Source organism: Agrococcus lahaulensis DSM 17612 (assembly GCF_000425105.1).
Classification (GTDB): domain Bacteria; phylum Actinomycetota; class Actinomycetes; order Actinomycetales; family Microbacteriaceae; genus Agrococcus; species Agrococcus lahaulensis.
Map to the genome: position 1 here is coordinate 1 of NZ_AULD01000018.1, position 13,981 is coordinate 13,981.

At 71.9% G+C, this 13,981-nt stretch carries 15 protein-coding genes; 8 read left to right on the plus strand and 7 right to left on the minus strand.

Annotated features, from left to right (window positions below):
* Together H508_RS15545 and H508_RS0109140 are read left to right on the plus strand one after the other, a co-directional pair.
* On the plus strand, nt 1-248 hold a 248-nt coding region (locus tag H508_RS15545; RefSeq protein WP_035254666.1), incomplete at its 5' end, for an integrase core domain-containing protein.
* 320 nt (nt 249-568) lie between these two features.
* The gene (locus tag H508_RS0109140) at nt 569-2,017 is read left to right on the plus strand and encodes an MFS transporter (RefSeq protein ID WP_026373836.1); all 1,449 of its coding nucleotides are present in this window, start codon (nt 569-571) and stop codon (nt 2,015-2,017) included.
* Nucleotides 2,018-2,029: 12 nt separating this feature from the next.
* Here the strand turns inward: H508_RS0109140 and H508_RS17925 are convergent, their stop codons facing one another.
* Together H508_RS17925 and H508_RS0109150 are read right to left on the minus strand one after the other, a co-directional pair.
* Entirely contained in the window at nt 2,030-2,158 is a 129-nt protein-coding gene (locus H508_RS17925) for a hypothetical protein (protein WP_281168375.1), read from the minus strand.
* 1 nt (nt 2,159) lies between these two features.
* Nucleotides 2,160-2,405 (minus strand): hypothetical protein, encoded by a 246-nt coding sequence (locus tag H508_RS0109150; RefSeq protein ID WP_026373837.1) that lies wholly within the window; start codon nt 2,403-2,405, stop codon nt 2,160-2,162.
* Between the two features lie 78 nt (nt 2,406-2,483).
* Between H508_RS0109150 and H508_RS0109155 the strand changes: the two genes are divergently transcribed.
* Both H508_RS0109155 and H508_RS15550 read left to right on the plus strand, forming a co-directional pair.
* Nucleotides 2,484-2,819, plus strand: coding sequence for a hypothetical protein (locus H508_RS0109155; protein ID WP_156906045.1), 336 nt, complete (start codon nt 2,484-2,486; stop codon nt 2,817-2,819).
* 427 nt (nt 2,820-3,246) lie between these two features.
* Nucleotides 3,247-6,747: an ABC transporter ATP-binding protein/permease gene (locus H508_RS15550; RefSeq protein ID WP_169514170.1), complete on the plus strand. Its 3,501-nt coding sequence runs from the start codon at nt 3,247-3,249 to the stop codon at nt 6,745-6,747.
* A gap of 43 nt (nt 6,748-6,790) precedes the next feature.
* Here H508_RS15550 and H508_RS0109170 read toward each other — a convergent pair whose 3' ends face one another.
* The 4 genes from H508_RS0109170 to H508_RS0109185 all read right to left on the minus strand — a co-directional run bounded on the left by H508_RS0109170 (nt 6,791) and on the right by H508_RS0109185 (nt 9,660).
* Nucleotides 6,791-7,318 carry an SHOCT domain-containing protein gene (locus H508_RS0109170; RefSeq protein ID WP_026373839.1) on the minus strand — a complete coding sequence of 176 codons (528 nt, stop codon included), beginning with the start codon at nt 7,316-7,318 and terminating at the stop codon, nt 6,791-6,793.
* A gap of 118 nt (nt 7,319-7,436) precedes the next feature.
* Nucleotides 7,437-7,805: a hypothetical protein gene (locus H508_RS0109175; RefSeq protein WP_026373840.1), complete on the minus strand. Its 369-nt coding sequence runs from the start codon at nt 7,803-7,805 to the stop codon at nt 7,437-7,439.
* Between the two features lie 669 nt (nt 7,806-8,474).
* A complete protein-coding gene (locus H508_RS15555) occupies nt 8,475-9,290 on the minus strand; it encodes a M56 family metallopeptidase (RefSeq protein ID WP_051223128.1) in 816 nt (271 codons plus the stop codon).
* Between the two features lie 13 nt (nt 9,291-9,303).
* Complete coding sequence (locus tag H508_RS0109185; RefSeq protein ID WP_026373841.1) at nt 9,304-9,660, minus strand: BlaI/MecI/CopY family transcriptional regulator; 357 nt, start codon at nt 9,658-9,660, stop codon at nt 9,304-9,306.
* Between the two features lie 138 nt (nt 9,661-9,798).
* Between H508_RS0109185 and H508_RS0109190 the strand changes: the two genes are divergently transcribed.
* From H508_RS0109190 to H508_RS0109205, 4 genes are all read left to right on the plus strand, one after another.
* On the plus strand, nt 9,799-11,388 hold the full coding sequence (locus H508_RS0109190; protein ID WP_026373842.1) for a cytochrome ubiquinol oxidase subunit I: 1,590 nt from the start codon (nt 9,799-9,801) through the stop codon (nt 11,386-11,388).
* A gap of 45 nt (nt 11,389-11,433) precedes the next feature.
* Nucleotides 11,434-12,501 carry a cytochrome d ubiquinol oxidase subunit II gene (gene cydB / locus H508_RS15560; RefSeq protein ID WP_051223130.1) on the plus strand — a complete coding sequence of 356 codons (1,068 nt, stop codon included), beginning with the start codon at nt 11,434-11,436 and terminating at the stop codon, nt 12,499-12,501.
* Nucleotides 12,502-12,745: 244 nt separating this feature from the next.
* On the plus strand, nt 12,746-12,991 hold the full coding sequence (locus H508_RS0109200; protein ID WP_026373843.1) for a ribbon-helix-helix domain-containing protein: 246 nt from the start codon (nt 12,746-12,748) through the stop codon (nt 12,989-12,991).
* Nucleotides 12,988-13,470 carry a PIN domain-containing protein gene (locus tag H508_RS0109205; RefSeq protein WP_026373844.1) on the plus strand — a complete coding sequence of 161 codons (483 nt, stop codon included), beginning with the start codon at nt 12,988-12,990 and terminating at the stop codon, nt 13,468-13,470. The genes H508_RS0109200 and H508_RS0109205 overlap by 4 nt, the downstream gene beginning before the upstream one ends.
* 276 nt (nt 13,471-13,746) lie before the next feature.
* Here the strand turns inward: H508_RS0109205 and H508_RS0109210 are convergent, their stop codons facing one another.
* The gene (locus tag H508_RS0109210) at nt 13,747-13,959 is read right to left on the minus strand and encodes a hypervirulence associated TUDOR domain-containing protein (protein ID WP_026373845.1); all 213 of its coding nucleotides are present in this window, start codon (nt 13,957-13,959) and stop codon (nt 13,747-13,749) included.
* Nucleotides 13,960-13,981: the final 22 nt, after the last annotated feature.

Below are 13,981 nucleotides of genomic sequence, written 5' to 3' on the forward strand. Positions count from 1 at the left end.
ATGACAATGCCCTCGCCGAGTCGACGATCGGGCTGTTCAAGACCGAAGCGATTCGCGACGACTCGCCCTTCCGGACCGGTCCGCTCAAGCAGCTGGAGGACGTCGAATGGGTCACCGCTGAATGGGTCGACTGGTACAACGCCAGGCGCCTGCATTCCACCCTCGGCGACGTCCCTCCCGAGGAGTTCGAGGCCGCGTACTACGCTGACCTCGAAACGCCATCACACCCGGTGCTGGCACCCGCATAGGAGCGGCAGAGAACCGGGGACGGTTCACTGGCTCCTGACCCTTCAACGGAATCGCGCGCCCTAGACATCCGTGCGCGACGACCCGACGCATCTGCCTCGCTCCCCCGCCGTTGCGGCTCGGCACCCGGCGTCCCTAGAGTGAGGCGAGCCGAGAAGTCGCGAGGCTGCCCAGCTGGTCTGCTTGGGCACGATCCGCAAGGACCGGGATTCGCCCGCTGCTCGACCCGGGGCCGAGCCCCTATGCCGCGGCAGTTCACGATCACACGCTGGTCGGAGAATTGCTCAGCACCGCGCGGGCCTCCGACCTGGAGGAGGCTTCCATGACGCGACTGCCCGACCCGCCTGCCACCTCGCGGGAGGACGGCGCGCACGCGCAGCCGAAGCGCCGCTGGCTCGCGCTCACCGTGCTGCTGCTGCCGACCGCCCTCACGCTCATGAGCGTCACGAGCATCAACGTGGCACTGCCGTCGATCCGCGAGAGCCTCGGCGCCGGGCCGGTCGAGCAGACGCTCATCCTCACGTCCTACACGATCGCCTTCGCGGTAGTGCTGCTACCCGCCGGGCGGCTCGGCGATCGCTACGGCCACAAGCGCGTCTTCATCGTCGGCGTCGCGGTCTTCACCCTCGCGAGCGCGTGGTGCGCGCTCGCGCCCGACCCGACGCAGCTCATCCTCGGCCGCGTGCTCTCGGGCATCGCGGGCGGCCTCGTGCTCACGCCGCTCAACGCGCTCATCCAGCTGCTCTACTCGGGGCGGGAGCGCGCGCGGCCCTTCGCGATCATGGGCGCCGTCTTCGGCGCCGCGAGCGCCGTCGGGCCGATGCTCGGCGGGCTGCTGCTCGAGGTCGGCGGCGAGTCGGGCTGGCACCTCGTCTTCTGGGTCAACGTGCCCTTCGGGGTCGTCGCGGCGATCGCGGCGGCGCTCGTCATCCCGCGCGGCACCCCGCTCGGCGTGCGCGGCCGCGACCCGCTCGGGCTGCTGCTGTTCAGCGTCGGCATCACCGCGCTCGTGCTGCCCTTCGCCCTCGGCAGCGGCGTGAGCGCGGCGAACCTCGGCGTGCTCGCCGCCGGGCTCGCGCTGCTCGCGGCCTTCGCGCTGTGGGAGCGGGCACGGGAGCGCCGGGAGCGCTTCGCGATCGTGCCGCTGCGGCTCTTCCAGCAGCGGGCGCTGCCGATCGGCATCGTCACGACCTTCCTCGGCTTCGCGAGCTTCACCGCCTCGTTCCTCATGCTCGCGCTGCTCTGGATCGACGCGCTCGGCAACGCGCCGCTCGAGGCGGGCGTCGTCGTCACCCCCTTCGCCCTCGGCTCGGTGGCCGGCGCGCTCGCCTCGCAGCGGGTGAGCCGTCGCTTCGGGGTGCGCACCGTCACCTTCGGCCTCGCGCTCATCGCGGTGAGCCTCGTCGCGGTCGGCGCGCTGCTCGCCGCGCTCCCGCCCACGGCGGTAACGCTGCCGGTCATGGCCGCGCCGCTGCTCGCGATCGGCGTCGGCGTCGGCCTCTTCGTCGGCCCCAACACCAACGCGGCGTACGTGCAGACCGAGCCGCGCGACGCCGGCATCGCCTCGGCGCTCATCACCGCCGCGCAGCGCACCGGCACCGCCGTCGGCATCGGCATCGTCTCGGCGCTCTACGCGCTCGCGCCCGGCGGCGCGGCCGAGGTCGCGAACCATGCGGCCGCGACCTTCACGACTGCCGCGATCGCGGGTGCGGCCGTCGCCGTGATGGTCGTCAGCCGACGGAGCCGGCTCGAGGTGCCGGAGCGGCGCTGACGCAGACGCCCGTCAGCCGGCGGTGGGATCGAGCGTCTTCGCCCCGTACCGGCTGAAGCCACGCTCGCTCAGCCCGTCGACCTCGTGGCCCTGCAGCGCCGTGTACAGCCGCCTCCGCTCGGTGCGGCACGTCGACGCCAAGTCAGCGATGCGAATCGCCGAGCAATTCGCCCAGCGCCGCCTTGTCGTACAGATCGACGCCGTCCCGGAGCGTTCCGCGATAGGCAAAGTCGGGCAGCTTCGTCGCAGCGATGCTGGCCTCATCGGTCTCGCTGAGCAGTCGACGGAGCGCCTCACCCACCACGGAACCGAGGGATCGGCGCTCGCGTGCGGCGCGCCTCTTCGCATCCGCAAGCACCTCCGCATCGATGTTCACCCTCACGCGCATGCGGGCACCGCAGCACCGGCTTGACTTTCCCGGCGCCCTCGCGTCCCGTCTCCGTACGATGCCGCGACCAGGAGACGCGTGCGCAAAGGTGTACGCATTCGGGCACACCGTCGGTACGATCCAAGCATGTCGAAATACGAGGCTCAGATCGTCAGGACGAGCCGCGAGGCTCGAGAAGAGCTCGGTGACGTGGTGCGTCGGTTCCGCGAGCGAGGGGCGGGCGCCGCACCGCTGATCTTCGGAGCGCACCGTCGCCCAGAGGCGGCCATCATCCCGTTCGATCTGTACAGAGAGATCGTGCCGCTGCTCGAGGATCTCGAGATCGCGCGGATCGCGCGAGCACGTCTGGCGAGCGGCGAGACGGAGTCGCTCGATGAGCTCGCCACGAAGCTCGGCGTGGCACTGCCGCGGTAGTGGCGCTCAAGCTCGTCGCGGCTCCTGGGTTTCAACAGGACGTCTACGACCTCCCGACGCTCGCGTTGCGGAAACGAGCGATGGAGCTGTCGGCGAGCGTCGCGAACGGCGAGCTTCACGGCATGCCGCTCGATCGTCGAGTGGCGACCGGTGACCTCTCGGACTGCCGCAAGCTGTACTTCGACGAGGATCCTCGCAACCAGAAGCCGAACTACCGACTCGTGTACCGCTCGACCCCGAACGAGGCGAGCAGTCGCGGTGCAGGCGGTCGCCGTCGGCGAAGGGTTCGAGCTCGACGCGTACCTGCGCGCCCAGCGGAACCTCGGCCGGGACGGCGCATAGCGAGCGGTGAGATCCTGGGGTGGTGACCCCCGCGGAATCTGACATCGCCGCATCGACGGATCGCGAACTCTCGACCAACGATGCTGTGGCCGACGATACATCGGCCCCGAGCGTCGACCCGTGGGTCCTCGAGGCAGAGCGGAGCGCATCCGCCCCCCGGTTCCGCCCGCCCGCGCTCGGGCCGGTGCCGAAGGGGCCCGTCTACCTGCTCGGGCTGCTCGCGGCCCTCCGCGCCGCCGGCCTCGTGCTCGTCGCCGAGGCGATCGCGCGCGGCATCGGCGCGCTCGCCGCGGGCGACCTCGCCGCCGAGACCACGCGGCTCATCGTCGTGCTCGGCATCGCCGGCGCGCTGCTCCGCGCGGGCGCCGAGTGGGCGACGTCGGTCGTCGCGCGGCGCATCGCGACCTCGGTGAAGCAGCGCATCCGCGGCAGGCTGTGGCGGCAGATCGCGGCGGGCGACGCCGCGGGCGGCGGCACCGCCGTGCTCGCCGCCGACGGGCTCGACGACCTCGACGACTACTACGTGCAATCGCTGCCGGCGACGATCGCGGCCGCGGTCGTGCCGCTGCTCGTCGGGATGCGCGTGCTCGGCGCCGACTGGCTGAGCGCCGCCATCATCGTCGTGACGATCCCGCTCATCCCCTTCTTCATGATCCTCATCGGCCGCCACACGCAGCAGCGCACCGACGAGGCGCTCACGGCGCTCACCCGGCTCGCCGACCACCTCGCCGAGCTCGCGCGCGGGCTCCCGGTGCTCGTCGGCCTCGGCCGCGTCGACGAGCAGGCGAAGGCGCTCGAGCAGCTGCAGGGCCGCTACCGCGAGCGCACGCAGGAGACCCTCCGCTGGGCCTTCCTCTCGGCGCTCGCGCTCGAGCTCGTCGCGACCATCTCTGTCGCGATCGTCGCCGTCTTCCTCGGCCTGCGGCTCCTGAACGGCACGATGGAGCTCGAGCCCGCCCTCGTCGCGCTCATCCTCGCGCCCGAGGCCTACGCGGCGCTCCGGCAGGTCGGCACCGCCTTCCACGCCTCGCAAGACGGGCTCTCGGCGCTCGACCGCTCGCAGGCGATCCTCGAGCGGCCTGCGCCCGCCGACGTGCGTGGCGCATCCGGCTCCGGCCCTATCCGCCTCGAGGCGCTCGCGGTGCAGTACGCCGGCCGCGACGCGCCGACCCTCGCGGGCATCAGCGCCGAGCTCACCGGCGTCGTCTCGATCGCCGGACCCTCGGGCGCCGGCAAGTCGACCCTCCTCGGCGCGCTCGCGGGAGCGCTGCCCGCCGACGCCGTCGTCACCGGCCGCGTGCACGGCGTGGGGGCGGATGCGGTGGGCTGGGCCCCGCAGGCACCTCGCGCGTTCGCCGGCTCGCCCCGCGCCGAGCTGGCGCTCTACGGCGCCGATCCGCTCGCCGCGCTCGACGAGCTGGGGCTGGGTCACGTCGCCGACGCGGCCGTCGCGGAGCTCAGCCCCGGTGAGCAGCGGCGCCTCGCCGTCGCCCGCGCCCTCGCGCGCGTCGACGCCGGCGCTCGGCTGCTCGTGCTCGACGAGCCGACCGCGCACCTCGACCGCGCCTCGGCCGATCGCGTGCGCGCGGCGATCCTGCGCCGCGCCGACCGCGCCATCGTCGTGCTCGCGAGCCACGAGCCCGAGACGACGGCGCTCGCGACGATGACCGTGCCGGTCGGTGCCGCCCCGCTGCCTGTCCCTCCTCCGCTGGCTGAGGAGGGCGCGGACGCAGTCCGCACCCGTCTCGAAGCCCCTGCTCCCGCTGCAGGCGGTCTCGATACGCCCGACGCGCTCCGCGCGCCGGGCTACTCGACCAACGAAGGGGGCGCGCCGAGCTACTCGACCAACGGAGGAGGCTGGCGTCTCACGATCCGCTCCCTCCTCCGCCCCCACTTCGCATCCTGGGCCGGCTCGATCGCGATGGCGGTCATCGCCGTCTCGATGGGTCTCGCGCTCACGGCCGTCTCGGGCTGGCTCATCGTGCGGGCGAGCATCGAGGAGCACATCATGATGCTGCTGCTCGCGATCGTGGGTGTGCGCGCGTTCGGCATCTTCCGCTCGGTCGGCCGCTACGCCGAGCGCCTCCTGACGCACGACGCCGCCTTCAAGGTCGTCGACCTGCTGCGCGTGCGGCTCTGGCGGTCGATCGCGGCGCGCGGCGCGGGCTCCCGGCGGCTGCTCGAGGGCGGCGCGCCGCTCGACTACCTCGTGACGCTCGCCGACGAGCTGCGCGACCAGCTGCCGCGGGTGCTGCCTCCCCTCGCGGTCGGCGTGCTCGTCATCGCCGGCACCGGCGTGACGACGGCCTTCATCGCGCCGCAGCTCACGTGGATCGTCGTGACGACGCTCGTGATCGCGACGCTCGTGGCGTCGGCGCTCGCGATCTGGTCGGAGCGCGGCGCTGCCGCCGCTCGCGTCGGCGCCAGGTCGCGGATCGTGCGCGGCACCGCAGCGCTCGCCGCCGCCGCGCCGGACCTGCGCGGGAACGGCGTCGAGGGCGCGGCGCTCGCGCAGCTCGACGACGCGAGCGCTGAGCTCTCGACCGCCGAGCGGCGCGGCGCGTGGGCCGCGGGCCTCGGCTCCGCCGTCGTGACCGCCGCGCTGGCGGCGCTCGCGTGCCTCGTGCCCGTGCTGGCTCCGACGCTGACGGCCGAGGCCGCATCCGTCATCGCCCTGCTCACGCTCGCGCTGCTCGAGCCGCTCGGCGACCTCGTGGCGGCCGCGCACCGCGTGCCGGCGCTGCGGGCGGTGCTCGCGCGGCTCGCGCCCGTGCTGCGGCCGGCGCCGCAGCCGGAGTGGGGCGACGCCGAGCCGCCCTCGCCCGTCGGCGCCGTCTCGCTCGACCAGGTGAGCGTGCGCTACCCCGGCATGCCGCAGCCCGCGGTCGCCGACGTGTCGGGACGCGCGGAGCGGGGCCGGTGGCTCGTGCTCGACGGCCCCTCGGGCTCGGGCAAGTCGACGCTGCTCTCGGCGATCATGGGGGCGCTGCCGGCGGAGGGCGGCGCGGTGCGCGCCGCCGGCTCTACCTCCGCCTCTGTCGCCTCCCCCTCGGCAGATATAGGGCGAGTCGCTGACATGGCGGACCCTTCGGAGCGACACGCCCTATACGCGGCTGCGAGCGCGGCGGGCGGCGTGCCGCTCACCGAGCTCGACGAGCGCGCGTGGCGCTCGCGCGTCAGCTGGTGCCCGCAGGACGCCTACGTCTTCGACTCGACGCTGCGCGGCAACCTGCTGCTCGCCCGCACGCGCGACGATGCGCCCGACGACGCCGCGATGCGGGCGGCGCTCGAGCAGGCGGGGCTCGCGCGCCTCGTGAGCTCGCTCGGCGAAGGCCTCGACACGCGCGTCGGCGCGGGCGGCTCGGCGCTCTCGGGCGGCGAGCGCCAGCGGCTCGCCGTCGCGCGGGCGCTGCTGACCCGCGCCGACGTCATCCTGCTCGATGAGCCCACCGCGCACCTCGACGCGCCGACCGCCGCGGCGATGATGGCCGACGTCCGCGAAGCGACGGCCGACCGCGTCGTCGTGCTCGTCTCGCACCGCCACGACGACCGCCTCCCGGCCGACGAGATCGTCGCGCTCACGTAGGCGCGCCGCTCAACAAGCCCGGTCGATCGACCGACCGCGTCGATCAGAGTCCGAGCAGCTGCCGCTTCTTGGCCTCGAAGTCCTCGCTGGTGATGACGCCTTGATCGCGCAGCGCGGCGAACTTCTGCAGTTCAACGGTGATGTCCGTGGGCGCAGCAGCGGCCTGCCTGGCGTCCGCCGTAGGTAGTTCGGGCGCCTGCGCCGGAGCATCGCCCGTGAGCATCAGCGTCTGGACCAGATCCTTGACCTTCACGGCCTCAGAGTGCGACACGTTCATCTCGATGGTGTTCCCGGTCGTGATGAACGTCATCAGGGTGTTCAGCACGCCCTTCTTCGTCGTGATCGACGAGATCGACTTGATGGGGATCATCTCGGTATCCCGCTTCCCCGTCACGCCCGTGGCGAAGTAGGAGAGCCCCGCTGTTCCTGCGGCGAGCACCGCCTTGCCTCCCGTGCCGAGCAGGCTCTTGCGGTCCCATTCGATTCGATCGCGGTAGACCCGCACTTTCGCGTTCTTGCCTGCGATGTGCGAGGTGAATTCGAGGACGGGAGTCGTCGCGGTGTCTGTCATGACAGCAACGTAAGCCTCAAGAGCACCACCCTGGGGGACAATTGGGGAAGCGCTAAGCCCCGCGCGTCTGGAGCAGGCGCCTGAGCGCGGCGACTTCACCAAGCGCGGGCGCTGAGCATCAGCCGTATTGCACGAACGCTCGGGCCGCCGCGATGGCGTCGCGCGACCGATCGTCCGCAATGGCCTCGGCAGGCGACAGATCGTCCAGCTGCGGGTTCATGCCCATGAACCAAGCGCGGACGGTCGCCGGCGCCTCGACCTCCGCGACGACCTGCCAGACGGCGTAGGCGGCGAGGAGTCGTCGCTCTGGGGCGAGCTGCGGCTTCGACGTGCCCCTCGCCCAGCGATCGATGCTGCTCGGGTCAGCGCCGACGGTGATCGCCAGCAATTGTCGCCCGAGGTGCTCCGCGAGGAAGCCCGCCGCCTCCTGCGCCGTGACAGCTGCCGCTCGGGCCGCCGTCGACCGGTGTGTGGCCTTGATGTTCATCCTGACCCCCTCGCCGTCGTTCGCTTATTCTACGCCTCTTCTGCGCGTTTAGTGCGCGTATTTTGCCTCGGTTGGTGTCAGTGCTGTTCGCGCGATGCACGTGCGCCCGACAACGTGCCGCGATACCGAGGTACCGAATTGTCGCCTGCCGTCGCTCCGAGCGGCACTTCGGTACTACCCAAGCGGATGGGCGGTACCGATTTGTCGCATGACGCGCACGCCAAGCGACCATTCGGTGCCACCCTGCCGAGCGCAGCCGCCCTAGCCTCGGCAGCCGACGCATCCGTGGCCGACGTGCGCTAGGCGACCGCCGAGCGCGTCGTCGTGCTCGTCTCGCACCGCCACGACGACCGCTCCTCCGACGACACGGTGCTGCGCCTCCACTGACGCGCGCGTGGCAACGATCTGCACGGTGCCGCGGTCGGCGCGGCCTCAACGCCGCAAGTGCGTGCACATCGATGGCCGAGGCGGGTCTCGAGCCGCGGCCATGTGCACCGACTTGCGGTCTGCAGCGCGTCGAAGCCGCAACAGCGTGCACATCAATGGCCGAGGCGGGTCGCGAGCGGCGGCCATGTGCACCGACTTGCGGTCTGGGGTGCGGCGAAGCCGCAAGAGCGTGCACACGGATGCGCGGGCGGGCTCGCCGACAGCCGGGCGCCTGCGAGCGCCCTACGCGACGAGCCGCTTGAAGCGGTCGCTCCCCCGCGACGACCCCGCCGCGTCGACCTCGGCCCCCGGCACGCCGCTCGCGCCGACCTGCAGGATCGCGCGCGCGAGCACCTCGTCGCGCACCTCGCGGCGCGCGTGGTCGTCGGCGAGCATCTCGACGAGCGCGGCGACCTCCGCGTCGGCGAGCGCCGCGACCGGGAACCACGGCAGCGCCGAGCGCCAGGCGCGGAACGCGAGCAGCAGCAGGTCGTGCCGCTGCTCGACGTGCGCGCGCTCGTGCGCGATCACCGCGACGAGCTCATCGGCGTCGAGCCGGTCGAGCAGCCCTTGCGAGAGCACCGTCACCGAGCCGGCGCCGCGCGGCAGGCAGTAGGCGACGGGCACCGCGTCGTCGAGCACGCGCGTGCGCGCCCGCGTCGGGTGGGGCGACGAGAGCATGTCGAGCAGCTGCAGGTGCCGGCGCCGCTGCGCGGTGACCTGCACGATCGTCACGGCGAGGTGCGAGAGCAGGTAGATCGTGAAGACCGCCGCCGGGATCGCCGCGAGCCACGGCTGCCCCGGCGCGATCGCGAAGCCCGTGAGCGCGAGCGCGCCGATCATCGACAGCCCTCCCGCGAGGCCGACCGCTTGCCACACGAGCAGCGCGATGACGGGCGCGCGCATCGGCCACGCCGCGCGCGAGAGCCACACAGGCACGGGCCACGCGAGCATGAGCGCGACGAGCCACAGCATCGCCGCGCCCCACACGATCGCGCCGTGCGGGATCACGAGCGCTCCGCCCGGCACCGCGGCAGCGGCGATCAGCGGCACGGGCACGAGCGCGATCCGCTCAGCCGTCGCCGCGGAGGAGCTTGCGCAGCACGGCGGCGTCCTCTTCCGAGACCGAGCCGACGAAGCGCTCGAGCACGGCCATCCGGTCGCGCGACTCGCCCAGCACCTCGTGCATGAGCTCGGCGACGTGGTCGGCGCGTGAGGCGACCGGCGAGTAGCGGTAGGGCCGCACCGTGCGGTCGGAGGCGACGAAGCCCTTCTTCTCGAGCCGCGAGAGCACCGTCAGCAGCGTCGTCGCCGCGAGCGGGCGGCCGGCGGCCTCGAGCTGCTGCTGGACGTCGTACGCCGAGAGGGCCTCCGGCGAGTCCCAGACGGCGTCCATCACGACGCGCTCGAGCTCGCCGAGCGCGGGCATGTTCTTGCGCATCGTGCCTCCCGGGCCAGTGTGACGCATCCGTCGTGAATCCGATTCTACAACGAGTCGAACTTCTTCTATGCTGTGTAGAAGTGGTTCTACGCGGCGTAGAACTCAGCGCAGCGAAGGAGGGTCGGCGTGGAAGCGCTCGACATCGCCCGGTGGCAGTTCGGCATCACGACGGTCTACCACTTCATGCTCGTGCCGCTCACGCTCGGGCTCGGCATGGCCATCGCCGTCATGCAGTCGATCTGGGTGCGCACCGGCGACGAGAAGTTCCTGCGCATGGTGAAGTTCTGGGGGAAGCTCTACCTCATCAACTTCATCCTCGGCGTGGCCACCGGCCTCGTGCAGGAGTTCCAGTTCGGCATGGCGTGGAGCGAGTACTCGCGCTTCGTCGGCGACGTCTTCGGCGCCCCGCTCGCGCTCGAGGGGCTGCTCGCGTTCTTCGCCGAGTCGACGTTCCTCGGCATCTGGATCTTCGGCTGGGGGCGCCTGCGCAAGGGCCTGCACCTCGCGGCGCTGTGGTGCGCGGTGATCGGCTCGTGGCTCTCGGCCTACTTCATCATCGTCGCGAACTCGTGGATGCAGCACCCCGTCGGCGTGGAGATGACCGCCGAGGGGCGCCCCGTCATGACCGACATCTGGGCGGTGCTGACGAACAACACCGCGATCGCCGCCTTCACCCACACGATCTTCGGCGCGCTCATCGTCGCCGGCATGTTCCTCATCGGCATCTCCTGGTACCACCTCTGGCGGCGGCGCCACGACGGCATCGACCGGGCGGATGCGTCGGGTCGCGTGATCGTCGGCGAGGCCGCGTCGGTGCCGGGCCGCGACCGCACCGACCACGGGGTCTGGCTCTGGTCGCTGCGCGCCGGCGCGGTCGTCGCGATCGTCGCCTTCGGCGGCACCGCGCTCACGGGCGACTGGCAGGGCAAGCTCATGTACGAGCAGCAGCCGATGAAGATGGCCTCGGCCGAGGCCGCGTGCCACACCGGCTCGTCGTTCTCGGTGCTCTCGATCGGCGACCCCGGCACGACGGATTGCCGCGACGTCGTCACGCTCATCGAGATCCCCGGCGTGCTCGGCTTCCTCGGCACCGGCGAGTGGGGCGCCGACATGCCCGGCATCACCGACCTCGAGCCGCAGTACGTGAACCAGTACGGCGAGACGATCCCCGACGACGAGCTCTACGGCTCGTTCGCCGGCACCGAGGTGAACTACGTGCCGCCGATGTGGGTCACCTACTGGGGCTTCCGGCTCATGATCGGGCTCGGCGGCATCACGGCCTTCGGCGCGCTCGTCGCGCTGTGGCTCACGCGCCGCGGCACCGTGCCGACGTCGCCGTGGATCATGCGGCTCGCGATCCTCGGGATCCTCGCGCCGTTCGCCGGCAACATCGCCGGCTGGATCTTCACCGAGATCGGCCGCCAGCCGTTCGTCGTCGCGCCGAACCCCGACCCCTCGGGCATCGACGGGGTGTTCATGTTCACTGCCGCGGCCGTCTCGCCCGGCGTCACGATCGGCGAGCTGCTCTTCTCCGTCATCACGCTCACCGCCGTCTACGCGGTGCTCATGGTGGTCGAGATCTTCCTGCTCGTGAAGTACGTGCGCGGCGGGGTCGCGAGCGCCATGCCCGAGCTCGCGCCGCGGCACGACCGCGGCGACGACCCGGGCGACCGACCTGACGGCGAGCGGGACGACGTGCTCGCCTTCGCCTACTGACCGCATCCGCAACTGATCCGCCCGACCGCACTGGAGGCATCCGCCATGGAACCGCTCGCCATCACCTGGTTCGTGCTCATCGCCGTGCTCTGGATCGGCTACCTGCTGCTCGAGGGCTTCGACCTCGGCGTCGGCATGCGCATGCTGTTCGCCTCGCGCGACGAGCGCGAGCGCCGCGTCATGCTCAACACCATCGGACCCGTGTGGGACGGCAACGAGGTGTGGCTCATCACCGCCGGCGCCGGCACGTTCGCCGCCTTCCCGGAGTGGTACGCATCCCTCTTCTCGACGCTCTACGTGCCGCTCACGCTCGCGCTCGTCGGGCTCATCCTGCGCGCCGTGTCGATCGAGTGGCGCGGCAAGGTGCACACGCAGCGGTGGCGCTCGGCGTGGACGGCCGGCATCGGCGTCGGCTCGCTCATCGCCGCCTTCTGCGTCGGCGCGATGCTCGCGCTCACGACGCTCGGGCTGCCGATCGACGGCAACGGCGACCGCGTCGGCGGCCCGTTCGTGTGGTTCGGCTGGCCGGCGATCGTCGGCGGCCTCGCGGTCGTGGGCTTCTCGCTCGCGCACGGCTCGACGTTCCTGGCGCTCAAGGCGGATGGGTCGGTGCGGTCACGCGCGGCGGTGTTCGCCGAGCGGTGGTCACCCGCGTGCCTCGTGCCCGCGGCGATCTGGGCCGTCTGGGTGCAGCTCGAGCACGGCGGCAACCCGCTGTCGTGGGCGCTCGTGCTGCTCGCGGTGGTCGGCGGCGCGTGGGGCTGGGTGCAGGCGCGGGCGCGGCGCGAGGGACTCGCGTTCACGGGCTACGCGGCGTTCGGGCTCTTCGGAGTCGCGGCGATCTTCGCGGGCGTCTTCCCGAAGGTGCTGCCCTCGACGATCGACCCGGCGTTCGACCTGACGCTCATGAACGCGTCGAGCAGCCCGTACACGCTCGGCGTCATGACGGTCATCACGGCGGTGAGCCTGCCGATCATCCTCGGCTACCAGGCGTGGAGCTACTGGGTGTTCCGCAAGCGCGTGACCCCCGGCATGATCCCCGACGCGCACATCGTGCTGCCGGCGACCCTGCGCGACCGCGACGCGGACCGCGGCGTCGCCCCGACCGCGTAGCCGCCCCTCGCCCGGCGGCCGTGCCGCAGAGTGCCGGAACTCTGCTGCTCTGCGGCCCCGAAACAGCAGAGTGTCGGCACTCTGCGGTTCCGGGGCAGCAGAGTGTCGGCACTCTGCTGCTCTTGAGGTCGGCAGACCGCACAGTGACGGAGCTCCATTGCGGGCGCGGCACCGCGTCCCTTGCCGCGCCCGCTCGCGCGGCGTATCATGGACGTTGCTTAGGCGTAGGCAACGGGAGGTCGGCATGGTAGCGAAGACGGTAGGCATCGCGGTCTCCGACGATCTGCGCCCTGCGCTCGACGAGGTGGTGGAGCACTTCGGCAACGGCAATCGCAGCGAGTTCCTCCGACTGGCGGTGCGCGAGTTCCAGGGCAGGCTTCGCCTCGAGCGCCTGCACGCGATCCGCGGCCGGGCGAGAGAAGAGCGCGGCGGGCGCCGCTACTCAGCCGACGAGGTGCTCGACATGATCCGCGAGTCTGCGGCGTCGTGATCGACGGGGCGACCGCGGTCGTCTTCGACGTCAACGTCTACCTCGACTACATCCTCGGTGACGATGGCAGCTGGCCCCTGCTGCCCGACGTCCCGCCCACGACGGACAACGCATCCGCCGATGCGGTCGCACTGGCCTTCTCCGCGCGCTTCCGCCTGTACTGCTCGCCCCACATCCTGCGCAACGTGGCCCGCGTCATGCGCCTCACCGGCCACACCGAAGCGACGATCGAGGACTTCTGCGCGGCGGTCGTCGAGATGTGCGAGTTCTCGGGCGGCGGGGTCATCGAGCCGACACCGCGCGACCACGGCGTGCGTGACTTCGAGGACAACGCGATCGTCTCGTTGGCTCGCGATCCGGTCGTCGATGCCTTGATCATCGTCACGAGCGACGCGGATCTGCTCGACCTCGGGCCGGCATGGCACGGCCGCTTGATCATGCGCCCGCGGGCCTTCGTGCGCAGGGTCGTGGCGCCGTAGCCGCGCGGGTCGGCTGCCCGGCGCGCTACCCGGATGCGCGGCGGATGGGTGACAATGAGCGCACCGGTCCCCAGCCGGAGTCACGTCTCGAGGAAGTCCACCGATGCACTCCCCGCGATCGTCGCGCTCGTCGTCGCTCCGCGGCTCTGACGGCCGGCCGCGCCCGCCCCAAGTCCGTCACGCGACACGGACCCGGTCTCGGCAGCCGGACCCGAGATCTCGGGTCCCGCTGCCGAGAAGGGGTCCGCTTCGCGTGATGCGGCAGGCGCGTCGCGCTCAGCTCTGCAGCTTGCGCAGCGCCGAGCCCTTGTGCGCGGCGAGGTGGTCGGTCTTGTCGCTCTTGACCTCGTACTGCGGCTCGTCGCTCGACGCGCGCCGCGTGCGCCCCATGAACTCGAAGTCGCTCTTGTGCACCTTCGTGATCGTGCCGCGCACGCGGCCCGCCTCGGAGTTCCAGCTGACGTGGTCGCCGACCTTGAAGTCGCTCATGCCGCCATGGTGCTCCGCGCGG

Bases quoted from the DNA above. Each gene is read 5' to 3' on its own strand.
- H508_RS0109140 (WP_026373836.1), top strand. From the start codon at position 569: ATGACGCGACTGCCCGACCCGCCTGCCACCTCGCGGGAGGACGGCGCG.
- H508_RS0109185 (WP_026373841.1), bottom strand. From the start codon at position 9,660: ATGCCCGCGCTCGGCGAGCTCGAGCGCGTCGTGATGGACGCCGTCTGG.
- H508_RS0109150 (WP_026373837.1), bottom strand. From the start codon at position 2,405: ATGCGCGTGAGGGTGAACATCGATGCGGAGGTGCTTGCGGATGCGAAG.
- cydB (WP_051223130.1), top strand. From the start codon at position 11,434: ATGGAACCGCTCGCCATCACCTGGTTCGTGCTCATCGCCGTGCTCTGG.
- H508_RS0109175 (WP_026373840.1), bottom strand. From the start codon at position 7,805: ATGAACATCAAGGCCACACACCGGTCGACGGCGGCCCGAGCGGCAGCT.
- H508_RS0109170 (WP_026373839.1), bottom strand. From the start codon at position 7,318: ATGACAGACACCGCGACGACTCCCGTCCTCGAATTCACCTCGCACATC.
- H508_RS0109210 (WP_026373845.1), bottom strand. From the start codon at position 13,959: ATGAGCGACTTCAAGGTCGGCGACCACGTCAGCTGGAACTCCGAGGCG.
- H508_RS0109200 (WP_026373843.1), top strand. From the start codon at position 12,746: ATGGTAGCGAAGACGGTAGGCATCGCGGTCTCCGACGATCTGCGCCCT.